This window comes from Yoonia sp. GPGPB17 (genome assembly GCF_037892195.1).
GTDB lineage: Bacteria > Pseudomonadota > Alphaproteobacteria > Rhodobacterales > Rhodobacteraceae > Yoonia.
The window spans coordinates 13,801-37,768 of record NZ_JATACI010000003.1 but is presented as its reverse complement, the minus strand read 5'-3'; the positions used below and the strand labels follow the sequence as shown (position 1 = coordinate 37,768).

At 51.1% G+C, this 23,968-nt stretch carries 22 protein-coding genes and 1 pseudogene; 6 read left to right on the top strand and 17 right to left on the bottom strand.

The window, feature by feature from the left end:
• The first annotated feature begins 56 nt into the window (after positions 1 to 56).
• A complete protein-coding gene (locus tag QTO30_RS20515; RefSeq protein WP_340426023.1) occupies positions 57 to 527 on the top strand; it encodes an SDR family oxidoreductase in 471 nt (156 codons plus the stop codon).
• 638 nt (positions 528 to 1,165) lie between these two features.
• Here the strand turns inward: QTO30_RS20515 and QTO30_RS20510 are convergent.
• From QTO30_RS20510 to QTO30_RS20485, 6 genes and pseudogenes are all read right to left on the bottom strand, one after another.
• Positions 1,166 to 2,146, bottom strand: a complete 981-nt coding sequence (locus tag QTO30_RS20510) for a hypothetical protein (protein ID WP_340426022.1) — start codon at positions 2,144 to 2,146, stop codon at positions 1,166 to 1,168.
• Positions 2,147 to 2,254: 108 nt separating this feature from the next.
• A pseudogene (locus QTO30_RS20505) lies at positions 2,255 to 2,383 on the bottom strand (SMC-Scp complex subunit ScpB); the annotation flags it as partial.
• A 221-nt stretch (positions 2,384 to 2,604) separates the two neighbouring features.
• Positions 2,605 to 3,999 carry a lamin tail domain-containing protein gene (locus QTO30_RS20500; protein ID WP_340426021.1) on the bottom strand — a complete coding sequence of 465 codons (1,395 nt, stop codon included), beginning with the start codon at positions 3,997 to 3,999 and terminating at the stop codon, positions 2,605 to 2,607.
• Entirely contained in the window at positions 3,996 to 4,475 is a 480-nt protein-coding gene (locus QTO30_RS20495) for an endonuclease/exonuclease/phosphatase family protein (RefSeq protein WP_340426020.1), read from the bottom strand. Before QTO30_RS20495 ends, QTO30_RS20500 begins: the two co-directional genes overlap by 4 nt.
• Before the next feature lie 140 nt (positions 4,476 to 4,615).
• Positions 4,616 to 4,963, bottom strand: a complete 348-nt coding sequence (locus tag QTO30_RS20490) for a hypothetical protein (RefSeq protein WP_340426019.1) — start codon at positions 4,961 to 4,963, stop codon at positions 4,616 to 4,618.
• Between the two features lie 18 nt (positions 4,964 to 4,981).
• Complete coding sequence (locus QTO30_RS20485) at positions 4,982 to 5,977, bottom strand: DNA/RNA non-specific endonuclease (RefSeq protein ID WP_340426018.1); 996 nt, start codon at positions 5,975 to 5,977, stop codon at positions 4,982 to 4,984.
• Positions 5,978 to 6,075: 98 nt separating this feature from the next.
• Here QTO30_RS20485 and QTO30_RS20480 point away from each other — a divergent pair, with 98 nt between their 5' ends.
• Complete coding sequence (locus tag QTO30_RS20480; RefSeq protein WP_340426017.1) at positions 6,076 to 6,648, top strand: hypothetical protein; 573 nt, start codon at positions 6,076 to 6,078, stop codon at positions 6,646 to 6,648.
• Entirely contained in the window at positions 6,645 to 6,986 is a 342-nt protein-coding gene (locus tag QTO30_RS20475) for a hypothetical protein (protein ID WP_340426016.1), read from the top strand. The genes QTO30_RS20480 and QTO30_RS20475 overlap by 4 nt, the downstream gene beginning before the upstream one ends.
• A gap of 439 nt (positions 6,987 to 7,425) precedes the next feature.
• Here QTO30_RS20475 and QTO30_RS20470 read toward each other — a convergent pair whose 3' ends face one another.
• On the bottom strand, positions 7,426 to 8,988 hold the full coding sequence (locus QTO30_RS20470) for a hypothetical protein (protein WP_340426015.1): 1,563 nt from the start codon (positions 8,986 to 8,988) through the stop codon (positions 7,426 to 7,428).
• Positions 8,989 to 9,647: 659 nt separating this feature from the next.
• Entirely contained in the window at positions 9,648 to 9,800 is a 153-nt protein-coding gene (locus QTO30_RS20465) for a hypothetical protein (RefSeq protein WP_340426014.1), read from the bottom strand.
• 95 nt (positions 9,801 to 9,895) lie between these two features.
• On the opposite strand from QTO30_RS20465, the gene QTO30_RS20460 reads away from it, so the two are divergent.
• The 3 genes from QTO30_RS20460 (at position 9,896) to QTO30_RS20450 (ending at position 12,108) form a co-directional block, all read left to right on the top strand.
• Positions 9,896 to 10,462: a T4SS efffector SepA family protein gene (locus QTO30_RS20460; RefSeq protein ID WP_340426013.1), complete on the top strand. Its 567-nt coding sequence runs from the start codon at positions 9,896 to 9,898 to the stop codon at positions 10,460 to 10,462.
• A 61-nt stretch (positions 10,463 to 10,523) separates the two neighbouring features.
• Positions 10,524 to 11,168 carry a hypothetical protein gene (locus tag QTO30_RS20455; RefSeq protein ID WP_340426012.1) on the top strand — a complete coding sequence of 215 codons (645 nt, stop codon included), beginning with the start codon at positions 10,524 to 10,526 and terminating at the stop codon, positions 11,166 to 11,168.
• A gap of 10 nt (positions 11,169 to 11,178) precedes the next feature.
• The gene (locus tag QTO30_RS20450; RefSeq protein WP_340426011.1) at positions 11,179 to 12,108 is read left to right on the top strand and encodes a Kiwa anti-phage protein KwaB-like domain-containing protein; all 930 of its coding nucleotides are present in this window, start codon (positions 11,179 to 11,181) and stop codon (positions 12,106 to 12,108) included.
• 177 nt (positions 12,109 to 12,285) lie between these two features.
• Here QTO30_RS20450 and QTO30_RS20445 read toward each other — a convergent pair whose 3' ends face one another.
• From QTO30_RS20445 to QTO30_RS20405, 9 genes are all read right to left on the bottom strand, one after another.
• Positions 12,286 to 12,924 (bottom strand): phospholipase D-like domain-containing protein, encoded by a 639-nt coding sequence (locus QTO30_RS20445; protein WP_340426010.1) that lies wholly within the window; start codon positions 12,922 to 12,924, stop codon positions 12,286 to 12,288.
• 209 nt (positions 12,925 to 13,133) lie between these two features.
• The gene (locus tag QTO30_RS20440; protein WP_340426009.1) at positions 13,134 to 13,997 is read right to left on the bottom strand and encodes a hypothetical protein; all 864 of its coding nucleotides are present in this window, start codon (positions 13,995 to 13,997) and stop codon (positions 13,134 to 13,136) included.
• Between the two features lie 51 nt (positions 13,998 to 14,048).
• A complete protein-coding gene (locus tag QTO30_RS20435) occupies positions 14,049 to 14,957 on the bottom strand; it encodes a hypothetical protein (RefSeq protein ID WP_340426008.1) in 909 nt (302 codons plus the stop codon).
• Entirely contained in the window at positions 14,933 to 15,277 is a 345-nt protein-coding gene (locus QTO30_RS20430; protein ID WP_340426007.1) for a hypothetical protein, read from the bottom strand. Before QTO30_RS20430 ends, QTO30_RS20435 begins: the two co-directional genes overlap by 25 nt.
• Positions 15,278 to 15,281: 4 nt before the next feature.
• Positions 15,282 to 15,722 carry a hypothetical protein gene (locus tag QTO30_RS20425; RefSeq protein ID WP_340426006.1) on the bottom strand — a complete coding sequence of 147 codons (441 nt, stop codon included), beginning with the start codon at positions 15,720 to 15,722 and terminating at the stop codon, positions 15,282 to 15,284.
• Positions 15,723 to 15,840: 118 nt separating this feature from the next.
• The gene (locus QTO30_RS20420) at positions 15,841 to 16,569 is read right to left on the bottom strand and encodes a helicase C-terminal domain-containing protein (protein WP_340426005.1); all 729 of its coding nucleotides are present in this window, start codon (positions 16,567 to 16,569) and stop codon (positions 15,841 to 15,843) included.
• A gap of 311 nt (positions 16,570 to 16,880) precedes the next feature.
• Positions 16,881 to 19,520, bottom strand: coding sequence for a hypothetical protein (locus QTO30_RS20415; protein ID WP_340426004.1), 2,640 nt, complete (start codon positions 19,518 to 19,520; stop codon positions 16,881 to 16,883).
• Positions 19,517 to 22,213, bottom strand: a complete 2,697-nt coding sequence (locus QTO30_RS20410; RefSeq protein WP_340426003.1) for a hypothetical protein — start codon at positions 22,211 to 22,213, stop codon at positions 19,517 to 19,519. Before QTO30_RS20410 ends, QTO30_RS20415 begins: the two co-directional genes overlap by 4 nt.
• A gap of 80 nt (positions 22,214 to 22,293) precedes the next feature.
• Positions 22,294 to 23,916, bottom strand: coding sequence for an HsdM family class I SAM-dependent methyltransferase (locus QTO30_RS20405; RefSeq protein WP_340426002.1), 1,623 nt, complete (start codon positions 23,914 to 23,916; stop codon positions 22,294 to 22,296).
• Positions 23,917 to 23,968 lie beyond the last annotated feature (52 nt).

Below are 23,968 nucleotides of genomic sequence, written 5' to 3'. Positions count from 1 at the left end.
CATCCGCTGGACCGTCTGTCCGTCATGGCCTCATTGCCGCCGCTCCCGTTTTTTGCATGCAGCAGCATTTCCGAAGTGACTTAAGCGCCGCTGAAATGCTCTTGCAACACAGCACTGCGGTCCTGGGCGCGCTGAATGTCATCCAAGCTACCGCTCCTAGGATGGCGGATGCGGGCTTTGGGCGGGTTGTCACGATCGGCACGAACCTCTTCCAGAATCCTGTCGTGCCTTATCACGATTATATCTCTGCAAGGGCTGCTCTGCTCGCGTTGACGCGCACCATGGCGACCGAGCTCGGGCCAAAAGGCATAACAGTCAACATGGTATGCGGGGGTCTGTTAAGGACGACCGATGCCAGTGCTTCAAAACCGCAGGAAGTCTTTGACTACATTGCGGGCGTTACACCCCTGCGCTCGGTAGTGACCCCGGAAGAGGCCGCAGACGCGGTCTTGTTTTTTGCGAGTCCTTGGGCACGCGCCGTGCCTGGCCAAAACCTCGTCATTGACGGAGGTTTGGTGTTCGGGTGAGATAGAGATACTTTCACGGGAGAGCCAATTCACGATGCGCGACGTTTCGGCGCCCCAGTGATTGATAAAGGTCAGGGCAAAAGGGATTTTTGGGATCCGGGTTTTGTCTTATCTTTGAACGACCGGTCTGGTGACAGCAGGTGCGAGGCAGCGGCCACCACGCCGCACCTGCAAAAGAATGCTGCGTAAGCAAATATGGAAAAACGAACTACCGCAAAGTCCGCATCTTACCAGTTCATCTACGGCGCTGTGAAGGTCGGCGAACCCAGAATGTTCTCAGCTTGTTCTTCAAGATGCCCAAATATGCACGTTCGGTCCAGTCAGGCCGTGAAGTGACAATAATTCCTAGTTATCGTTACTTCATCAATCTTTAGAGCATCGCCGATGGAACGTGCTTCATCAAGTACAGATCGACTTAGGTCGACGCCGCCCAAGAGAGACAATCTCCGCAAGCATTACCGCAATTCGGGCTGGATTTTGGCCCAAAGAGAAGCCCTGATGGGCAGGCATGGACGAAGGCGGTGTGATTGAGACGGGGCATGATGGACTCCTGTTGCGGTGTCCAGCCAGTCCGCGATGAGCGTGGCGTTGGCCATCACACGCTCCGCGCCTATTCGGACAGCAAAGGTGAATGCTACCTATTCATTGCGGGAACGGCTCCGCTTTGAACGGTAAGAACGACGCAGTCGGCTCGGCTTGAGACGTGGTCGAGCAGTTGGTCTAGCTTTTTCAACCCGCTGCGCTGTTTGCCGATGAAGACGTAAGATCCCACTTGCTAGAAAAGCTTCTAGCATAGCTGAGATACCGGCACCAAAGAGCGTCGATGCTGCGATCAGTAGAGCTTGTGACACCTTATCAGTTCTTGGATGGCTAAATTGAGCTGAAGTTCGGAAGTTTTGTGTAAGGTGGCCTTCAAACTTTCTTTCCGGCGATCGGTATATTTCGAGCCCTTCACTGTCGAGGCTCATGGTTCTTGGAAAAAGACGCTTAGCCTCATTTTCAAACGGAAGCACAATTCCTGTTGTCGCGGTACGTATGTCGCTGGGGTCTGCACGGTTTTCATACGAACTGTTGAAGACAGCCCAGTAAGTTGAAATTTTGCGGTCTGTATAGCTCAAACGCTGAGTCAAATCGGGAACGTGCATCCACAATGAACCGGCAAACTTCACCGGATCTGGTTCGATAACATATTGATCCCCACTGGATGCAACACGAGCACGAAAATCAAGATATTGAATATCCCGCGTCGACTGGCCGTCTCTATGATTAATCTGGAAATTGAGCACTTCGTGGTCGGTCCAGAATTCAAAGTTACATCCCGCGTTTGCCAGCGCCTCGTCATCGTCAGGCGCATCCGTTGCCTGGACATGTATGTTTATCAGTGAGTCAATACCGTCGACATCTTCACGGTCAAATTCATTGTAGTCGGGATAGAAGGTCACGGCGAAGGTTATTGGGATTGGGCAATTATGCCAGACTGTAAATCCTGTTTCCTTGGCCTCCTGGTCATAGATCGGCAGCAGATCAATGAGCCAAGCAATCGTTAGTCCGGACGAGATACTAAGAACGAAGCCAACGATAGCCGTTAAGGTTATTCGTGATCCGCCATCGTTATCCATCTGCAATTCACATACTGCTTTTTTGCTACTTCTTACTCAGATATCAAAATCTTGGATGCTTTTCTTGTACCATTCAATATCCTCGGTTTTCTAAGGCTTAAGCAGCTATCACAAACCGGCGTCCTCAAGTTGCTCCACATTTGGCAGATCCCGCAACGACTTCAGATCAAACGCTACCAGAAACTTCTCCGTTTTCACATAGGTGTAGAGGGCTCCACGCCGTGGTGATTGCGGCCCGTGTCACCGGACCTTAGTTTATCAGAATCTGCCGATTCAGCGCGTTTTAGGGCACTTTTGTACTCCTATTTACAATACATCCACAAACCGTGTCGCGCGTCAGACCTCATCACTCCCCACTGACCAATAGGGAAATTGGTAACCGTAAGCACCTACATCGAGAAGGCTTACCCACAGATATGACGGTCTGACTCCCGACCAATTGCTGTGCAACACCACATCTATTCTGTGACAAAGTGCAACAAAAGCCCGGAGGGCACTGAGTGATACCCTACCCGTGCAACCACTGCGTCCTCGGCATTGTATACGGCAATCAGACCACCTTTGTTGCCCATCTGCATGGAGTTTGGGGTGTCACGCGTGACCGTGAATTTGCGCGATTTTCCCGGTTCAATTGGTCCGTTGAGAGGAAAGCGACGATCAAGCTTATCTGCAAGGCTCCAACCCGCCAGCGAGATAATTTCGTTGCTGGTATTTTCTAATGTGACCCATTCATTGCCCGCGTCTTCTCCTTCGGGATTTGGCAATGCTCGCATGATGCGAATGACACCGTCATTGACCACTTCAATTTCACCTGAGGGCTCAATCACGACATCGGTGTCGCTACTTTGCAGTGGTGACAAGAAAACCGGATAGAAGGACCGGACCATGTCGCCCCGCGCGTTGTCCGGAGGTGGCTGCACCGTATTCCGATACATTATCAGATTATAGCGCGCTCCGTTCAGCTCAATGGTTTGTGCATTTTCATTGTTTTTGACGAAATGGCCGCCTGCGAGGCTTTGGAAAAGAGCGATAGTTCCGAGCGCGATCTGCAATTCGGGACTTGGGCCAACAAAAAATCCACCTCGGTCTTTGACGAGAGTGTCAACGACGTCACCATGAACATCCTTTTGGTCCCAGGTCATGCTTACAGTGGCGACATGGGGAAACCGTTTTCCGGCGGTCGACGTGCGATCTGCCATGCCGTCGTAGTTAAAGCCACGAAAGTCGACACGTCCGCTCTTTTCGTCCAGATAGAATTTGGTCCACGAGTGATAGCCACCAATGCCCTTGCCTTTTGCATGTCCTTCGCCAACCATCACATGTTCAAAGCCGGAGGCGCTTGAGACCGGTTTTTCCGGGTTGTACCAGTTGGTATAGAGTTGGAACCACATGCGCATCATTTGCATTCGTAAATCATCACGATCTGCAATCGCACCCAAGTCATCGCGCAGGTAGGTAAGGGTACGTTGCATGACAACCGTATCCAAAATAACATCCATGAAATTGGCAATTTCTGTATCTTCGACGACATTATCGCCAAGATGGTCCTCAGTCAGGCTCACGTTCACAATGTAATTGTCCAACAAACGGATAAACGCTTGATACGTGTGCCCTGAAATCTTGTCGGGGTTTACATGAGCAAAGAGCGGGTCTGGGGCAAGATCAGGCTTCGTGGTTTCTACCTGTTCATCCACAAGGATATCGGCATCAGGATCCACCCATTCTCCTGTTGATTTTCGGGCACTGACTGTGCACCCGTTGTTCTTCAGATCCAGATCCCAAAGCTCTTGATAAATTGTCATAGTCGGAAATCCCTGTAATAAAATTGTGCCCGACTGATCAGGTTGCTTCAATCGTCGTCGCGATCAACATAGAAGTGACTCCAAACTTCGAGGTGGTCAGATTGCGTCCGTCGATAATTAGAAACACTGGTTCCCAGTCGTCCGATTTGCCCGCTTTCAGCGACTGCCTCCACCATGTCGGAGGGGACAACGATGTGATCAAGAACTTTCGGTTCAAATCGAGATGATGAGACCAGGTGACTACATCCGTGCTGCGTAGAAGCATCGCACTGGTCCGGAATCATACTCACGAGACCATTTGAGCGGATTGGATAGAACTCCTCGGCGGAAAGAGGGGAATTGAAATCGCCAACGACCACAACGTCATCGTCACTATCTGCCACAGTCAAACGTCTCAACTCGTCAAGCATCAATGTGGATTGCCACTGTCGAAGATCATCGTCGCAAACACCTTTGTTTGCGCCGGTCGCTGAAGACACTGTAGTTTGTGACTTGAAATGCAATCCTACCAAACGAAAATCAAACAACCAAGCAACCAACCTTACGGTAACGGGCGGCCTGAGGCTGTCGTAGATGCAACTGCTCCAGATCGGTGGATTCGTCGTTGGGATTGGTAGTTCGGCTGCAGAACCTGCAACAACCTGTACATTGCCAGATTTTACGAGCACTACGACAAACTGCTGACGTCCCGGGTTGGCCCCCCGAAACTACCTTCAACCGCGACTTCGAAACCAATATCCTGCAAATCCGCGAGAAAATTGCGCCAAGTCGCAGTACCTGTGTTAATTTCCTGTAGTACGACGACATCCATAGGAGCGATGCGATCGACTACCTTGTCGATTTCCCTATTGCTGTCGCTACTTCCGCCCCCACCGAACAGCTTGATGTTGTATGAGCCGATGGCGATGCAGGGCCTGCCATCGCAGGTATCCAAAGCATAGGAAGGTGTCGCCAATCCCAACCAAATAGTCAGGATTACAACTATATTTCGGCAAATGTGTGCTCTCAATGTCATGTGACTGCTGCTCCCAATTCAGTCATCATGCCAGATACCGGGCGCGATGGAACGCTCAACCGCTCTTTGCTTGGCTGCTTCCATATCAGGGAACAGATCAAACCCGGTTTGTGCTTCGATGTCATCAATACTGACAAGTGCATCCTCGATAATGTCCAGCTCTTCATCAAAATCGAGACCTTCGGGCACCTCTGCCCCTGAGTGCGGTAGACGCACAGCAATCGTCTCGATGAAACCGGAAGGTCGTTCATGGAGCACAACTTTGAAGAAATGACTTGGAATTCCGACACGGTCGTTCGGACGGACGCGATCCACGTCGTTGTCTCGCGCGCCATCGCCATCAAAGTCATAGATCGGCCCTGTCACGACAATGATGTCGCCCTTACTGCGCGCCCATGTCCGAATAAGGGATTCGAGGGTCTTCCATACGCCGCCGTTAAAGTCGGGCTGCTGCGGCATGATGTTTGAAAGCAGGAATGTATTGATCATGACATTCCGGGATCGGTTCATATCGGCCCGTGGGATCAGATGCCCACGCTCGAAAATGGGTTCATCGTAATCTGCAAGTGTGCCACGGTTGTCGTCCGCAATACGCTCATCTTCTCGAAAACATGTTTCGCGCGTTCTTCTTCGGACATCAGATCGGGTCAACCGATACTGTGCCAACGCGGGCTGGCGCATGATCTCATCGTGCAGGATCAGGTATTCGCGGTGCACAAGGAGAGGGTAGTCTCCTGATGTTGTTGGCAATCCCCAGGGTCCGTGCAAAGCGATGCTATCGTCAGACTCGCTGGCTGTCAGCAGGAGATCGTCGTCAAGCGCATCAACGTCACTGTCCGAAATTCGACAATCAAACCCAGAGATCACCGTCGTTCCCGGTGCGGGAGGAATGGTTAACGCGTCCTCGGTGTTCTCTTCAATTGCAGTGATTAAGCCTGACCAGTCACGATCGTCGGCTATCGCCGCGCTTGCAATGAAAGGCAAGATGGCGGCGGCAAAAACTTTCAACTTCATCCAACAGTTCTCCAACATACAAAAATTAATGCTTGGACGAATACCATTTTTTTGGCTGAATAAGAACAACTAGATTATTTGCTTGATGGACAATTCCCTTGAAACCAGAGGTCGCCGCCGCTCAATCAAATTATGGATCGATGCCAAATGTTTGTGGCGTTAGCTTCGGCAGCAAATTCTCCGATGGCCAAAAGGTAGCAAACGGGGATGCGTTGCAGTTTTTCGTCACGAAGAAAGAAGCACTTACGGATCTGAAGCGCTCTCTACCCGCCTTTGTGTTTCGTCGCAGCGCTGACGGAACGGTTGACCGCAGCGAAAAGATTCGAACCGATGTGATCGAGCTTCAAAACCTTGAACTGTGCTGCCGGGCCGGAAATGAAATCAATCAGTCGCCCTATTCAGGTTCGGTTGCGCTGATGTTCCGCGACAAGGCGGGAACAGATGACGTCTATGCTTTGACCTGCGCACACGTTGTGGGCGACCTGACAGAGCCAAATGGGATGGGGGGCGATTTCGTCGGCGGTAACACCAGTTGCCAGTTCACGGCGGAGGTAGTGTGGGCCAGCGTCTTGCAGGATGACACACTGGATTACGACATAGCTCTGACAAAAGCAGACATATACAATGGCGAGGCTACCGATCTAATGGTTGAGGAAGCGACACCCCGATGACCGGTCACGCCGATCTTACAGGCACAACGATGGGATCACAGTTCGTCGCACAATCAATGAAAAGTGGCAGGCAAGAATTGAGCGTGGAGTCTGAGGCATCCACTATTGGCGAAATTGACACGCAAGACGGCACAAAAATCAGCATCTCAAATCTCATCAGCTGTCGCGGAACAGCTGAAAAAGGAGATTCTGGCGGCTTAGTGTTTTCCAACGATCAAATCGCCGGGATCATCGTAGCAAAAAGCGACAATGGGTGGATATTGGTCCACAGTCTCAAAGACGCTTTTGACTATTTACAAAATGAACTGGGCCGACAAATAGACATCTTCGGAACTTGACCCACACGACTGCCTCACTGAACCACTACCGGCTGACGCCGGTAGGATCGGCGATGTGGTTCTCCAAGTACTGAAGGACGATATTGTGACTTGGCACTTAATCCCGATTTCACTGTACCCTTAATCGCAACATATCCACAACTTGTGCAGAGGGTTGGACCTCAACGTTTTACCCCGAGTAGCAGTACGAATTATGACGGCAAGCCGCTCGCCTTTGGTAGGGTTATCCACAGATCTGACGTTATGGCAATAAAGGGTACAGTGACAGGCACATTACTCCGCAAGTATGGAACTCATCCGTGCAGGTGAAGTCTTCATCGACCTCCAACGCCCCATTTGTCTTGAGTATCCGGGCTCTCTTTCCACGCTGGGAACGGTCATTCGGATAGTGCGGTCTCGAAGATCACTTGCGTTGATCTGAGCTGCGAATGAGAGACCCTTATCGCACCTGCAGATTACTCAGACCGGAATGGCCCTGCGCCCAGGATAAGACATCGCTGGCATCCAGAAAGAACCCTTCCGTCCCGTCAACAGCGGTGAGCATGCCATACCATAGTGTCCCGGTGACGTTCAAAATGAACGCGCCGGAATCGCCGCGCCTGGCCCGATGCCCGATGGGTGACCACCGACCACCCCAAAGAGATGTTGAGCGAATGCTGCTCAGGTTCTGAAAGCAATGCGGTTGGCTTTGCCCAGTGACGGGATCGACAACATCGACCAGCTGCGTGAGGCCCAAACTGCCAAATCGATAGGAATGAGGTCCGCCGCTTTTGGCCCCAGCCATGTCAACACGTTGTCCAGACCCATAGCTCTGGGAGACCTGCAGTCCCTGAACCGGGGGGATATGCGAGGGGCCAAGGCGGATCAAAGCCGCGTCCATGTCATTACCGTTCTGACTTCCCGGTTGGCACAGCGTGCCCGAGGGCAGTGGCGTCAGAGGCGAAGACTGCGCGACACCGCCAACGAGAACGCCACCGGCATCCATCGCAGATGTCGCTGCTCCTACGACATGGGCGCAGGTCATGCCATAAACATCCGTACCATCGCTGAATGTGCCACCAAATGTCCCGGGACCATCGCCTGAGACTTCATCTCCCGGTGCGATCGCCGCAACGCATCTTGCCCGGTCCTCAACCACGACCGTCACCCTGTCCGAAAAGCGGTTGGCGATCCCACCAACCCTGTTCCTCATGTCATCGACCTCGCCAGACACCCGTTCTGGTGCGCAGTGAATGCGCACAAGCAAAGGCAGGCGCTCGCTGAAGTCCTTCAACCGCGGTCCAAAGTCATGAAAGTCAAACTCCGGATCAACAGTAGGGTCAAAGATATCAATGTCATCAAAGCGATAAGAATTGTCATCTCTTGGGTATTTTCCGTTTCTGGCAGCAACCCAGAACCGCAACAACCATGGATGTGGTTCAACATGCACCCCCTGAATCAGAGGGATTTCTGACACCTCCTTAGCCAAGGAGATGCACGTCTCGCTGTTCTCTACGAATTCTCGAAGCGCACGCATCTTGCTATCCCCCTGCCGCAGCGGTGGGCTCGCGACCGGTTGGGCCAAAAACGTCCCCAGCGTCAAGACCGCGGTCGCCATCAAGGCAATGCCTGGCACAAAATAGCTTGGATCAACCGCCCCCCAGATCGTATATCCGTAGATCAGGAACGCGATCGGTGAAATGACACGATGATATCGACGGGACTCAGGCTTGGCCTCTGGGAAGAACCGATCAAAATAGGCGTAGGTCAGGATGGCACCCAGCACCAACCCCACAAGACAGGCGATCGTCACCGTTCCCTCCGGAAACACCAAAGAGTCTGGTGGTGGGGCATCCGGGTCAGCACTCTTGATAGGAAGCAATGCGGCTGCCTGCGTCCACATCGTATAAAAAGCCAGTATTTCAGCGGGGATGTATTTGGCAATCCGCTCAATACCATCCTTCGGGTTGGACCGACTGGCGGTTTTTGCACCAGCGGACACTGTTTCGACCAATCTACTCATTGAGTTCCCCAAAATCTCTTGTGTTGTAATCCTCGAAACTTAAACGCTGGACGCGTCTTGAGTCTACTCTCTGCCGAAAACTACCCCTCGAAATCCCGCATGCCTCACAGAAAGACATACCGGCTCCAAAAGGAGGTTCGTTCAGTTCATCCCGATCACCCTTCAGCAACAGCCAGCCAGGGTGTACAACGATATTATAGGTCAAAGATGCTGGCTGAGGGCGCTTTATCTGGGAGGTTATGTAAGCGACTTTGGAAATTTGAAAAACGGGCCCTACAGTTGATTCCGCATCCGTTACGAAAATATGCCTCGTATAATGTGGTGTTCGCGGTAGCCGAGGAGCGGCACGCGCATCTAAATCGAATTTCACAGATGCGGCTCGTGATTTATGCGGTGAAGCTTCTCGGGAGTTATTCCAATCTACGTGAGTAGAACTGAAAACAGATATTCGTTGCAATTTCTACAATGGCTGCATCGTTCCGCATTGTGACCACTGCAGACCGAGTATGAACAATCACCTCAGAGGATAAGGACGGGCCATTATCGTTGCCTCAGCCTAAACAGGTCGGCGGTCCTTCAAACCGCGAGCCGATAATGCCTCTTTCGATCTCAACCTTAGCATTCCCGAGCGTCCAGAGAACGACCAGTTCTTCTAAGCTTCAAACGTCGCGGCCAAGCTCATTCCAAAGACGCCGCACCTCGGGCCAGTCGAGAACCTCGGTCGTCTCGCATCCACAGACCTTGCCAGTTGCGATCCGCTTGAAGACGCGCATCGCGTCAAGATGGGCTCCGGCGCGCAGATAGGCCTGCATTGCCGAATATCAAATATGTTACATATCTACCTATACTCTACTACATAAATATGTTACATATCCCTAGAATGCAGAAATGCTGCGCAAAGGAGACAATGATGATGCCGGTAATTAGACTGAATGATGCTACGTTCGTTGATCTGAAATCGATCTCAACGTGGATCGGAGCCGAAACGCCTTCCGAAACGATTGTTCGACTAGTTCAGGAAAAAATGGAGACGCTTGATCTTGAGCGCGACATTGATCCTGGCCCAGGTGAGCGGAAAGGCTCTGGCGATCACATGACTTTCGACAAGTCTCCCGGCCTTTCGTTCACCAAGGTCCTTTCAGCGAAGGTGGATGGAGATACGCTTCAAAAGCCAAACTGGGCAGGTATACTTCTTGCCGCCATTGGTGCACTCACAAACAAAGGTATTTCGGGCCAGAACCTCGTTAGAGAGTTGCAAGTGCCAACTAAGTGCACTGCATATGAGGAAGATGGATACCGATACCATGCTGACCTTGGAATCTCGGTTCAGGGGCAGTCGGCTCAAGATGCTTGGCGAGAGGTCTCTCGAATTGCGAACAAGCACCTTATCCCCATCGAGGTCACGTTTCAGTGGCGTGAGAACGAAAAGGCCCAGCACCCTGGACGAACAGGCTTGCTATATGCAGGAAAATGAACTGGGCGAATTTCTCTGCGGACGAAATAAGCTCTACTTCATGTACAGCTTCTGCGTATGATTGCTTAACCAAGGCGGAGCCGATTTTGTTGGTTCGCTAGAAAATGGACAGATTTTGCAGTTTCGATTTTTTGCATCCCTTGCCGTGTTCCTGGGCTCCTATTTGCCGCTGGGCATCATTTTGCTCGTGCAGGATATTGACTACGGCAACTATCAACCCTGTTGTTGGGAGTTTTGGAAGAGCAGCTGTGGTTGGATGCCTGAACTTAAGAATCCATACTTTTCTCTCCCAATTTTTGCTCTATCCGCTGCCTGTTTTACAGTCGCGATGTACTCCTTAACCAGCGCCAAACCAAAGAACCCCGTAAATATCAGCGCGGTCAAATACATACCAGCCGAGTTGATGAGCTACACGCTACCCTACGTGGTATCGTTCATGAGTCTCGACTACCAGCAAGCCGGAAAATTCGTTGGTCTCATAGTCTTCTTGCTGTGGATGTTTTGGATCACGCACCGTTCCGGCCAGCTATTGCTCAACCCTATTTTCATCGCCTTCGGTTGGCGATTACACGAGATATCATTCAGCTTTCCCGGTAGCGACAAACTTCACCAGGGACGCGCCCTTTCGAGGGGCCCTTTAAGTTCGGACACACAATACATCCATGTGCTGGTCCAAGATGTAATGATTGTTAAGGCGGCTGATTGAAAGGGCGAGCATGGCAGTATTAGACGATTTAAGAGCGTTCAACATCGAAGAAGCCCATATCGTATTGTGGGTTTTTAGAGGGCCGCGAGGATCAGCAGTTGAACTTCCAAGCTATACAGGACGTTGGGTGCAAACTGATCAAGCGGTTGATCAACGCCTAAGAACAGCGTTCTCAAACGAACGCGACCGCATACAAGAAACAATGGAGTACAGCCTTCTAGCTGAAAACAATGAGGCAAGCGCTTTGCGGATCGAAAAAGACGAGACGCATGCTGGAATTGTCATATTTTCATCAGGCGAAGAGGTCGAAACGAAACGCGCAAGATCGGAAAGTGATCTTGTGAACACGAACTTCTACGCTATCAAAGCCACGCACGGTGAAAGCGTTATCTATGCGGTACGCCAAGCCGATAGATCTTGGAAAAGTCGCCACAGAAGATCGCTACGTTCCACATTTATTATGCGCGAACATGAACTCACCGTTGATGACACGCCACGATTTGACATCCACGATGGGGTAAACTTCTTCGTAGTAGGAGATCAACTACTGATAAATGGAAAGAAGCAATTTGAATCCATACTGAGATACAAAGCGGCGCATGTCTCCGATTTCGACAGCCTGAAAGCCGAGGCTGAGTTCTCTGGAATATTCTCGGATGTGGCCCCATTGGACGAGCACATTAGAAATAACAAGATACAGTTAAGGCGCGCGCAAGCCATTCGACAGAAAGGCCATTATAGAGATGTGGCATTCATGCAAAGGCTTCGTGATAACTATATACACTTTGGCTTTCAAATCGAGTTCGACGATCAAGGTCTGATTGTTCCGACGCCCGAAACATGCTCTGAAATAATAACTGCACTTCTTGATCACCGATTGTCCTCAGCGTTCTCTGAGAACATTTATGATGTCCAGAACACGACTACGGTAGCAGTTTAGGGCTGGCTGACACCAAACGGCAAAGGTTCGTTTTGGGAAACGATAATGCGTATCGTTACCGGCTGAATAGCCCCGATTTCGATGAATTCAGATGCTGTGATGGACTGACAGGACACCGCAACAGGAGTCCTCATGCCCCATCTCGATCACACAGCTTTCGTCAACCCTGAAGTATGATCAAGCCGGTAGTCGAACGAGCGTTGAGGACTCCAGCATAGCCTGTGCGAAAACTGATAGCGGTTTAGCATCAACGCCCCTCAGCAATACACCCGTTTCAACTGTACTCTCCAATGATGCATAAAGCAGATTAGCAGATCCAATGTAGGCAACGCTTTCATCTGCCACAAAATATTTTCCGTGGAAAGTTTCCCGTGAGCGTCCCGGTCGGTCTCGATAGTAGGTCATTATGGAAACGTTCTGCGCGACTTTTCGATCACCTCCTGATTGCTCCGCGCGCAAGATGTCTTCGTACTTTCTAACGATCAAATAGGACTTCACTGACGGGTCGACAGCGGCTGCAATAGTATTGAAAACATCCACGCCGGCTGCATCAATGAATGGGGTCGCAACTATGAATTTTTCAGTGGCAGCACGGGCTACCGCTGCAAATGCGTCGATTGTTCTACCTAGAGTTGCTCGCTCAACGCCGCGGCGTTCAAGGCTTTCTGATATGTCGTACCCGTCGTTCGGCAGTGTAATAACTGAGACTGGTCGATCAAAGGTGCTGATGGAATCCAATCCAAGAATAGCTCCTTCCAAGGTCCACCGAAGTTGAGATACGTTTTCGCCAGTCCACAGTACCTCTGTTCCGTCCACTGTCGGTCTCAATATCCCATGCTCTTCCAAGAGCGACCGAAATCGCCTCTTGTCCAGTCTGGTCATATTTGAACCAACCAGACGATCCAAAAGTGAGTCAACGTCAATCGATCGTGTAGTGTGGCGAGCAAGCCCTTCCAGTGCTCTGATGGCTCCCAATCGGAATGGCAAGCAGGCCGCAGCGGCCCGGCGAATATCGGCTTGAGAACTCAATTGAAGTAACCGGCAATCGGCGATTCATTCATGTCCCAAGACATGGCCTCACCTCCAGCTAGAAAGGCTCGCGAGATGATGTTGTTACCGGCCACACAGCTAACTTCTGGTATCATGATGCAAGCGGGACATGCCCCGCCGCGATGGTCACACAGAGTGCCTGAGCCACATCGCAGAGCTCGCGGATCATCTAGCGACATTAGTAAGTCATACCCATGGTTGCGCCACATCGCCGCAATATTTCCAAGATCCGGAGTCATACCCTTTCGATAAATCACAAAGGCTAGGTCAGCAGGAAAAATACGTTCTCCAAAGGACCCAAGATCTAATCCACTAAACTTCGAACAGGCATGTATTAGCTGGTGTGATAGCGTATGTAGGAGACCGAACACGAAGACGGGCGCATCCCTTTCCCTGCGGCCAGATGTTTCTGAATAAGCTTCAGCGAAGCGGCCAAAATCGTTATAAAGCTCAATCAAGCGACCGCCCAAGCTTTGTCCCTGCTTGGCGTCGATTGCTTCCTTTAGACCATTCTCCTCCAACCAGCTTACGACGCGGTTTTCGTCGAGCTTTACGTATATCGCTTCATTGTTTTGCCGCAGAACATAAATTGGCCTTTTGCGATCATCGATCCGTGGGAACCCGCAAAGGCGCACCGGCATAGATAAACCTTTTTGTTGGGTCGTAGGTGATGCGGAAACGCGGCTGAAACCGAACGAATACTGTAACATCTTCAGATTTCGGATCAGTTTGAGATCAGAAATACCAAGCGCAACTTTTCGTTCGACCACACTATCGAGATAAGCACGCCGTGCATTACTATCTCCCGGTGGTTGAAGGTCTGTGTCCGGAGCTGTCAAGTCGACCACCGGCCGGATTGCATCATTTGATACCGGTGTATCGATCTGCTCTTATCGCAAGGCTTGATGCTCGAGGCCAAGCCTTATGGGGTCAAATTTTCTCGCAAAACTCGACCTTTCATGAACCTGTCTAAGTAACAACTCAGGAGCTTCGGGTCCTCCGTCGATCCAGCCTTTCACTTGTGCCTGTTCTCGGTATGAGTCGAGCTTTGGCTTCAACATCTCAACGGCATCTTGAACCCCACTGGCTTCCAACGTCGCTTGTGCTTTGAGTGTTTCCTGGAGGCCATTGGCCAGTTCCATAGCCCCTGGCTGGTTGACCGCGCGGAGCGTTTTTATGATCGCGTCATCGCCCGGGATATGCGACGGGTATTCATAAAGATCCAATAGTGACGAGATCAAATCAGCAATTTTGTCGTCTGCCATTAAATCTATATGCCGAGTTGTCTCATATGAGATCATTTGCTCCGACTGGACATAATAGAGACTGTTAGCGCGATATGAGACTGGCAGCATATTGATTTCGCGGAGTGTCTCTCCTGGATCAGTCGTATAGCGATCTAATAGCCACCGTAGGGAGTTTTCATCCTTCTGGCGAAGTTCGCGTCGTTCACCGCAATGACAGTAAAAATACCAGTCGCGAAACTTGCCGGACCGGCCCTTGTGAAGCTTAAACTCACAAACTTGGCCAGCGTCACACCGACCGGGAAACTGATTTGTCATCTTGCCACTCTTAGTGTCGATATCTTTTCTGAAAGGTGACAAAGGATCGACACGGCCCGACCAATGCGCAAAGACCACGTCCAACTGTCGCCATTCATGAAGACCGGACGAATTTTCTTTGCAGCGACTGACGTTCTTGAAGTTGCCACCGTCATATGCGAGTTCCGTTAACTTAGCTTCGTGAACCACTGAACATTTTCGGCATGTCAGCATCAGCGGGTCAGGGACGTAAGCCATGCGATCGGGGCACAATACTCAAACTTCGATTGCTCGAATGCGGGACGACTCTCACGATCGAGAAACACTTGCTCTTCGAGTGTTTGCTCAGGAGCGACCGGTGGATCTTGGCGTATCATCCCGCGGCGATGCCAGTTTTGGATGAACTCAAGAATACCCTCACGAATTTGATTTCGTTCCGCAGGCTTGATGTTCGGATCGGATCGCGTGATGGGGACCGATCTACAGGCTCCTATTCCACCCTCAAAAGTGAAGTGTTTATCGGGAGCATAAGTCGTCGCAATTTGTGTTTGCGATCGTTGCATCGTTGTTTTTGCCATAGCACTATCCGCCTGTCTCATCGTCGAGCTCTGATCCACTTGCGCGCTGCTGTCGCAAGAACTGCAATGCGCGCTCAACTTGCTCTTCGTAAGATTCCGATCGTTTTCGCCCAACAGTCGCTGTTGCAGGAAAAATCTGCCCGGCTTCTTCAACATCCCGCAAGGACATCATAGGAGGGCTTGCATCAGTACTGCCACGCCAGAAGTCAGAGAGCTTACTTACTGTAAGTTCGGATTCCGGTCCAACGAAGAGGTCAAAAATGGCGCTTGCTTCGTCGGTTACCAAGTTCCGGTAGTACACTGCGTTCGACGGTTGACCTATCTTTCGGTGGCCACGGCCCTCAACGCCCGTGGCGCCAATAGCAAAATCAATGAAACTGGAACGATAAACATGCTGATTTTTGACTGGTTCTAAATATCTACGTACATCATTGAGACGCCACATCTGCGGGGCCCGTGCTTTATCAGACGCGTTTTTGAAGAGGCGCGGTTCGACGAAGCCTACAAGCCAGGCCTGAAATAGGCTCGGCATCACGCGCTTTATTGCATGGGCTGCCCACCGATCAATCGCTTAGCGGAGATATCATTCGCTCCAGAAACCGGTGAAATGGACGATGAACTTCTACGACATATCGGTCGCGCCGTGACTGCGGCGTGGGCACCAAGAGACTGAAGCCAACATGTGCGCGACCAACCCGAGATGAAGCTTGGATATATTCGGCGATATTGCTGGGAATGCCAGCAAACACCATTGAGTTAAATCGATCAACATCAACGCCATGCGAGATTGCGGATGTAGCGACGATATTCCGCAAACCATCGGAAAGCGGTACAAACTCTCCATCCTGTGTTTGCGCACGCTCGGCCTCGCGCATAACGCGTTCGATGTTTTCCATATCAACACCGCCGGAAATCAGATCAAGCTTGAGCTCGTCTTCTGGGAGACCGTCATACCGGTGAGTTTCGCGCGATACATCCTGTAGCGCGTCGAGTACAACATCCCCACCCTTCTTGTTTGTAACGTAGGTCAAGACAACGCGATGAAGGTCAACAAGAGTTGCGATCGCCGAGAACTGTTTTGCGTCTCGCGCTGACGCAAGTGCTTCAGCGCGCATATCGGACATCTCGTCTTCATCAACTCCTGTTAGTCCGTCAATTAGGCGATTGACTGCCCGCGTCTGGCGCACTGGATCAGTGTCTTGCCATAGGTCTACTAACAAAGAGGTGATTGTTGCATGGAGCGCCGCCAATATGTTCACAGTAGTGATTGTGTGTGTTCCACCATTCGTCATGAAACACGCATAGACTCGTGACCATGGGGCAAAGGTCTCGACGTCACCGGTCTGATCTAGGCGTGCGAGACGCGTGTTGTCATCGGGTCGCTTTGGGTGCGAATAGAATGACTCGTAGAGATCTGGACCAGGTCTTGGAAATTGCTGACACTCTCGTTGATACAAAACCTCAGTCTGTCGAGCCGGATCTGAAACTGTCGCAGTAGCTGCGATAATCTTGGGCATACGAATGGCACCGATATCGTCCTTTCCCGATTTCCTTCGCACCGCTTGATCACCAAAGACGTCAGTATTCTGCTGAAAAACTTGTTCTAGACTTGTTTCAAAAGGCTGGCGAAAGCCCCGAGGCTTTCTTCTAGCAGATGCGCTTCATCTTGAATGACAAGAGATGGAAGGGGGTCAAAAAACAGCTTATGTCCTTCTGGAAAGAACGGATCCAAAGCTGTGTAGCCTGTCGGCGGAGTGTTGCTCCGCGCATCTCGAGGCGGCGCTAGTCTCTCGAAATCATCCTGCACCAACCGAGCAAGGCCGAACATTCCAAAAACCTTTGAGATAGTGCTGTCGTGTTGACCGATTAGCGCCAGCTTATCGATTGTTCCCAAAACAACTGATGGAGCGCGCGCATAAATGTCTTGGTCGACAAGCAAGAACGGTAGTGGTTCAAGCGTATCTTGAGGATGGTTTTCATTCCAACGACACCCCGCGTTCAAGCACATCAATGCCAGTCTATGGTTACCGTTTGAGCCCTCTTTTCGACGGCGGCGAAGTTCCGTCGTTTGATCACAGAGTGGGCAGGATGGAACTTTGTTCAATGCTCTTCTGACAGAGAGATACGCAATCTCTTCTGGACTACCATTGACGAGCGGTTTTGCGTCATCAAAAGGTACGGCTTTCAAACGCCCGTCGTCCAAGCGGTTCGGTGTATTGCTGGCACCGACCCAGAAACCTAGCTGGAAAGGGGCACCACCGACTTGGTGCCCCTTGCGGATTAGTTCGGCACGAACCAGCAGCCGGAACAGTCGCCGCGCCTGCTGGACCGTCAGCAATCGAAGCGGATACCTAACTAAAGCACTAACACCAAACGTTTTTCCGCGTAGTCGATCCAAGAACAACAGGTAAATCAAAGCACCAAAAAATGCCTCCGATTTGCCACCGCCTGTCGCGAAGTAGAGTAAAGAAGCGGTTTCTTCGTCTCTCTCAGGATCAAAGTCATCTTCGTAATCTGGCAACCGAGATGCAAAACCGGGAATTTGAGCGATGATGAACGCGAGTTGGAACAGCCGCCATTCAAGGAATTTACCACCTCCCGCGTCTCGGAATGTTTCGTTCATCATTACCCATGCCAGATAAGGTGCAGCGGCCGGACTCTCCGCTGAACTTCGATACGCTGCTTGGGAGCGAGCGAGGACATCAACACCGCGGGCAATATCCCGCCGTTCTAATTCGTAGGCATTGCAGTCTTCTTCGAAATTCTGTCGCTCAATCAACGCCTCCGTCGCATCGTCAACGCCGCTGGATGGATCAATTCTGCTCCCAAGCCGTTTTATCCAGGTCTCATATTCACTTGGCAATTCAGACAAATTAGAAACATCGAATGCCGGGTCGCTGAGAGTCGCGTAATCACGTTGGACCCGCGAATCTGATCGAGGAACTTGACGCGGGAGAACGTATCGCGGGGCCCAATTGGTCCTTAGCACCGTCTCAGAATTCGATGTCTGCGTGTCAACACCACAGTTCACGCCCATAGCGTCCTGAGTCATGTAGCGGCGATATCGATAGCTCGGTTTCACCCTATCAAGAGGTAGGGGCTTAATTGCTAGGCTTGCTATCTTGACTTCCAGGCCGACCTGAAAACAAGCCGGTTCGAAAAAAGGCTGCTGAGAATTGGCCAAGCGACGACCGTGATGCTCAAGCGCGATCCGTATTAGGGACGCATCTTTTGAACGACGGTCGCAACTAGATTGAAGATTGACTTTCAACCCGAAAGGGTTTGGGAGAAGTTGATCAATGTGAGGGACCTGACTCCTGCATTCTTTAAGATAAATAGACCACGCTTGAGCTGAAACACAATCAGACGGTACGATCTTCCTGCCTCGGAAAGCACGGTTCCGACCGTCTTCAGATTGGAGCCAATCAGACACACATTTCTTGATCGTAAGATCAATTTCGCGGGAAAGCTCTTCTGAGCGCGACTTGAGGTCGACAGCCAGATCAACATTCCACGGACCCAGCACGACCGGAACTCTTACCCATATGTCAGGTGGGGGCATCGGATCCGCTAGGTGATCAGGTATGCTCGTATTGGCTTGAGCATATATCGCATCTTCGGCAGCATTTTCTGCTTCGTCAGCCTCGTTGTCATTGAGCGCTTCTTTAACTTCTTGAGCGTTCGGTTGGAGTGCCACTTCCTCTAAGTTTACATTTGGTGCGGGAAGCCCCACCAATCTGCACTCTGCCGAATATGCCTCCTGTTTAGCATTTAGATATTCGGGATAGCTGGCACTTTGCCCGCGATCATTTCTCCATGCCTCGAGACGGCTTCGGACCGCCGACTTAAGCTTCCTTCTTAGCTCAGCCGTAGGTTGGAAGATCGGTGTCATTCCGTAGCGTTTATCTGTGAGCTCTTCCCATTCAGGAAGGCCACGAACATAAACCGCAAGCGTACCAGAAACAGTGCATTGTGTGTGATCAGCTTTGGAAAGAGCAAAATCCAGTCCATGCGTGTTTATTCGGATGTCACTGGTCTCGTCATCTTCACCGGTTGGATCAAAACCCGGAAGGAGAAAACCCGAAACGAAGTGCCGACTAGGTTTGCGGCCAAAAACCACTGCACCGCTAGGTCCAAAACCACTGACTCGCTTGAAAGTCAGGTTTATTATGCTGTCGCAGACACCCTCCTTTAGCTCCTCGAGGCGCGGAATATCCTTTGAATTCAAAGATGTAGGTTTCATTGCCGCTCACTTTCGATACGCTCTATATGGAGAACTTCGCTAACATGTTCAGCGGACAAATCACGAATCTTCTCAATGAGGGGGCGTGCTGAAATGTTGGCGCGCAAAACTGCGTCGGGATCAATGAGTGCCGAAGCATAGAGTTTTCTTAGTTGCAGACCTGATCTAATTCTGCCGCCTCGGGTGGCTGTTATGGCGTATGTCCAATAAATTTCGATCAAGGTATCATCTATCCCAAGCGCGTCGCAGAACATTCGAAAGTGCTTGAACAGTCTCGGTGCCTGTGGAGCGCGCAATTCTACCGGTACTTCGTCTTGGCGCCTCACATCTAACCAACGCTGAACACTATCGAGCGTTGGTGGTTCAACGGCCGCATGATGCATCACCATCAAAACCTGCTGTGCCTTGCTGCGAAGATTGCCACCAGTAAGTTGGTCAGCTCGATCTCGGACAGCAGCATGATAGTCTGCGAGTAACGGGGCAGCTGCAGCACGAAACTCGTGCGCGCTCTGCAAAGCCTCAAGGAAAAGCGTGCCTGGTACAAGGATTTCACGACCTGGTACGATCTTATCTCCACGCAAGTATTCAAAATTATCGAGATCTGCTTGTTTTCGGGAGACGAAGACAGTTTGAGGGTTGGCGTGGATGGTATCTCCGTCCACTGTAGTTATCTTAAGGACGCGCCCCTCTGATGCATGCGTTTGGACAGTCATGTCTATAATTTTAGAGCCTGATGTCGATGGATCACCAAGCTCCAAATCAGGGAGATCTGCAATGCTGGTCTTTAGACTTGACCGTACTTTCGTGACCGTATCGCATATCTGGTCATATCCTGGTTCTTTTTCCGGCCATGCCTTCAAGAGTGCGTCTCCATAATCGGCCAAGAATTTAGCACTGGATGCGTCCACGAGAAGTTCAACTTTGGAGGGGCAAGACGGATTGCAAAGTAAGGCGAGCGCTTCGCGAGGAGGTGGAGAAATCAGCAAAACATGTCCATAAGGTCTCATGGAGGTGGCTGCGATTTCTACTTCTGTGATCGAGTCCCGTGCAGTCACGATATCAAATTTTTCGCCTAGTCGATCGGTGACATCGCGAAGGTCAGGGTCGTTTTCGATCCAACGTTCGAGGAGTTGCGCTGCGGATACACCGGATGCTACCACCAAAGTACGCGTTCCTCGCTTTGGAAGCGTTTCTAGTCTGGACCTCAGCATTTTCTTTGTAGTTATCTCGGCCGACGAAGAAAATGCGACAGCCAGTTCCTGAGCTTCTTCGGCAAAGGCCATTATTTCTGATTCCAAATTGCCAGCCCTCGGAGCGATTTCCCGCAATTCTGCCAGCGAAGCACCAATGTTGAAAGATTCTAGCAAGCGATTGTTCAGGTGCCGCTCATCGGGATCGTCAAATGCTTGGTTTACGCCGGTTTGCGACACCGGTGAATTCGCTAGCATGCGCATCCGCGACAGGCAGACCCCTATGCACCTAGCGATTTTGCCGCCTGCTAAATTGGCTGTATGCCTTCTGACTTGCATAGCATTTGCAGCAAATGCCGCTAGGTCACTAGCAAAAACATCAATTTCTAAAACGAGTCTGCCGGGGCTGCTTTCTAGGAATCTGCCGTCCTCCTTTTTGTTTTGCAGAAGTGATGTTGCATTTTGCCGGATCAAGACCACTGGTAACGGTCGTTTTTTCTTGTTACCTTTTTGTTTCGCAGCCAGTTCGTACTTTGCGAAAGCTGCGACGAATGGATCGTCAGTGACAGCGACTATTGGAAGGTCAGGGTCTCCGTGCCGCATGCGCGAAGCGATGTCAGAGAGTTCTCGTCGCCAATTTTCTCCAAGACGCGCGCGGGCGCGATACTGAAGATCGATCAACACCACGTCAGGTTTTCGATGACTTGGTGCCGTGCAGGTAGTCCAAGCGTGCATTGGGCTGGCGCCATGAATGACGGACAAAAGCCATGGAGTGGTCTTGGGCTCGACAGCTTCAACTCTTTGATGATCCGCTGCATTTTTCTTATGAGTCAGCAACTCGGATAGTTTTCGTGAGCGCTCAAGAAAGAAATCTTCAGGGTTTTTGAGCGTGCCGGACGAGTCGAGTGACCTTCGTGGCGTCAGTTCAAACAGTGTGGGGTGTTCACGATCTATTGTCCGATCGACAACGGCTTTCGCGCGCTTGAAATTCGACAAAGCTTCGGTTCTCAAATCTTGTACTCGTGCGACTAGTTTATGGAACCTAGCTTGGGTCCTCTCTGCACTTTCAGATTCAGTTTTCAACTTCGGATAGAACGAATTCAGCCAAGGTTGATTGACTTCAATTAGCCAACTGCGATCTACGAGCAACGCTCGCTGATTGGCGCCTGTACGCGCACTTGCCGGAAAAAATATAGTTGAGAGACCTCGGTACATTTCCGGCCCTTCGGCCAGTTCACAAAGAAACGCGATTCCATGCAGAGCCGAAACGCCTGGAAGTGGGCGTGGCCAGTTGAGAATGACGGACGATTGCCGCTTGCTGACGGCCTTTCTAAAAGCGCCAACTGCCGCTGCCACACCTTCCGACAGGACTGCATTTTGAAAGTTGCCACTTCGAGCCAAAACGATGTTCTGAGGATCAAAAAACTCCGTCGATCGCTGAACCATCCGCGTTTTGGAAGTGCTTGTCTTGTTCTTCGCATTGGCGCTCAAACGTGCTTTCAAAGCCTCCTTTTGCTGTTGGCGCCGGGTCTGCAGTTCTGACAGTGGATCAGAGGCGTCTCCGTGGAAGTGCTTTCGCCCCTTCACGAAGAGTAGGCCTTTTCGAGGATTGCTTCGAACGCCGCTTCATCAATTCCCAAAATGCCTTGCTGGCGCAGATATCTGAAGTCGGGAAGCGGTAGCTTACGAAGCGCAGCGATATTGACGCTGTTTGAGGACAGGAGCGGCCGCAACCTCTGGTCCACCGCTTCAGAAGAAAGGACACGCCAAAGCAAACGAAGGCCAATTTCCTGATTGACCTCGGGTAACGGAGAAATAACCACTACGTGGTTTTCTGCGTAGAACGCTCCATATTTGTCGATCCAAGTTTGATCAACGATCCCGGCTCGAATCCTGCGGACTTGATCTCCACTGTTTGTTCGCTGCAATACTATCGAGGGGCAGGTTAACGGCGCGGTCCGCTCCAATACGGAAACAAATGTTACAGGCCCATCACCAGGTTGGCAGCGGCGTGATGCCGGTTCGGCGTTTTGCCCAGGTTTGATAACGTGACCCCAGACAAGTGGTACAGCGTTACGCCGTTTTCGACGTACACCGCTGAGCAAACCCCTGTCGCGATTGTGTACGATGGAACCGCAACGGACTTGATAGCCATAGTCTTCTAGCGTTTGTACTGTCGAGTTTTTGGCGACCGGCGGTGTCGCATGCCAAGGTTCGTCTGAGTACGAATCAATCAGATATCTATCTTGTCGGCGCCACTTCATTCCTTGATTGACTATTCGCGCATCAGCACGGCGGGCTCCACGCTTTGGAACTCCTTTTCTGCATATGAGCAGGCATACGTCCTGGGACACATCTCGGAACAGCTTTTTCCGCTGGGAGATCGTATCGATTGCCAAGATTCTTGATTGAGACGTTAGGTGCTGACGTAAATGCTTAAAATATCGGCCTGTGATGAAGCTCGTTGGCACCAAAAAGGCGAGCACACCACCATCTTTTAAGAGCTGCAGCCCGCGCATCATAAAAAGCGCATAGAGGTTCGCGTATGTACCCAGTGTCTCCTTTGCCCAAACAGGCATGCATTTTCGTTCCGCCGGTGTCAGAACACGATAAGGAGGATTGCCAATCACCGCGTCGTAGGTACCGATTTCACCTAACTCAAGGCCGTTGCCGGTTAGGACCACTTCGGTCGCATCTTGTTCAATGACGCTTGTAGCCGCGACGCGCGCAAACTCAGCAAGTGCAGGATCAATCTCAATTCCAGTAAGAGATGACAGTACTTGCTTTGGTGTTGCTCCACTGTCGCGCATTCGATTTGCAATCGGGCCGATGAAAGAGGCTCCACCCGCAGAGGGATCAATGAACCGCCCAGCTCCGAAATTGACGCCAAATCGCTCCAGTCGATCTAATACGTATTCGCTTAAAGGTGGCGGAGTGAAATACATAGCCAGAGCTTTTTGCTTCTTGGCTGGTTGTGCAGATGCGTAAACTAGGGAGGCCGAATAGATCCGATCTAAATCTCGCAACCGCTCGGTGTATTTTTTAAGCTCCGTCGACTGGATTTCTGCTGGCGTTAATAAAGTTTGGCAGAATGCAGACCAGGCTTCATTTCTAATACTCTGTTGCTGACACTCGGATACTTCACCGATCAAAGCGGTTCCGCAGTTCAATGCGTTTGCCAAAAAATCCGCCTGGGTCATTGTCATTCTGGCACTCCTTCAGCTGCGGCTAGCGCGAATGCCGAGCGGGAGTCGCCGC

Excerpts from the sequence above, each read along its gene's own strand:
- QTO30_RS20430 (WP_340426007.1), bottom strand. The coding sequence starts at position 15,277 with ATGGCAAAAACAACGATGCAACGATCGCAAACACAAATTGCGACGACT.
- QTO30_RS20415 (WP_340426004.1), bottom strand. The coding sequence starts at position 19,520 with ATGAAACCTACATCTTTGAATTCAAAGGATATTCCGCGCCTCGAGGAG.
- QTO30_RS20475 (WP_340426016.1), top strand. The coding sequence starts at position 6,645 with ATGACCGGTCACGCCGATCTTACAGGCACAACGATGGGATCACAGTTC.
- QTO30_RS20515 (WP_340426023.1), top strand. The coding sequence starts at position 57 with ATGCAGCAGCATTTCCGAAGTGACTTAAGCGCCGCTGAAATGCTCTTG.
- QTO30_RS20510 (WP_340426022.1), bottom strand. The coding sequence starts at position 2,146 with ATGGATAACGATGGCGGATCACGAATAACCTTAACGGCTATCGTTGGC.
- QTO30_RS20420 (WP_340426005.1), bottom strand. The coding sequence starts at position 16,569 with ATGACGAATGGTGGAACACACACAATCACTACTGTGAACATATTGGCG.
- QTO30_RS20450 (WP_340426011.1), top strand. The coding sequence starts at position 11,179 with ATGGCAGTATTAGACGATTTAAGAGCGTTCAACATCGAAGAAGCCCAT.
- QTO30_RS20465 (WP_340426014.1), bottom strand. The coding sequence starts at position 9,800 with ATGCAGGCCTATCTGCGCGCCGGAGCCCATCTTGACGCGATGCGCGTC.
- QTO30_RS20485 (WP_340426018.1), bottom strand. The coding sequence starts at position 5,977 with ATGAAGTTGAAAGTTTTTGCCGCCGCCATCTTGCCTTTCATTGCAAGC.
- QTO30_RS20470 (WP_340426015.1), bottom strand. The coding sequence starts at position 8,988 with ATGAGTAGATTGGTCGAAACAGTGTCCGCTGGTGCAAAAACCGCCAGT.
- QTO30_RS20490 (WP_340426019.1), bottom strand. The coding sequence starts at position 4,963 with ATGACATTGAGAGCACACATTTGCCGAAATATAGTTGTAATCCTGACT.
- QTO30_RS20460 (WP_340426013.1), top strand. The coding sequence starts at position 9,896 with ATGATGATGCCGGTAATTAGACTGAATGATGCTACGTTCGTTGATCTG.
- QTO30_RS20405 (WP_340426002.1), bottom strand. The coding sequence starts at position 23,916 with ATGACAATGACCCAGGCGGATTTTTTGGCAAACGCATTGAACTGCGGA.
- QTO30_RS20435 (WP_340426008.1), bottom strand. The coding sequence starts at position 14,957 with ATGGCTTACGTCCCTGACCCGCTGATGCTGACATGCCGAAAATGTTCA.
- QTO30_RS20425 (WP_340426006.1), bottom strand. The coding sequence starts at position 15,722 with ATGTGGCGTCTCAATGATGTACGTAGATATTTAGAACCAGTCAAAAAT.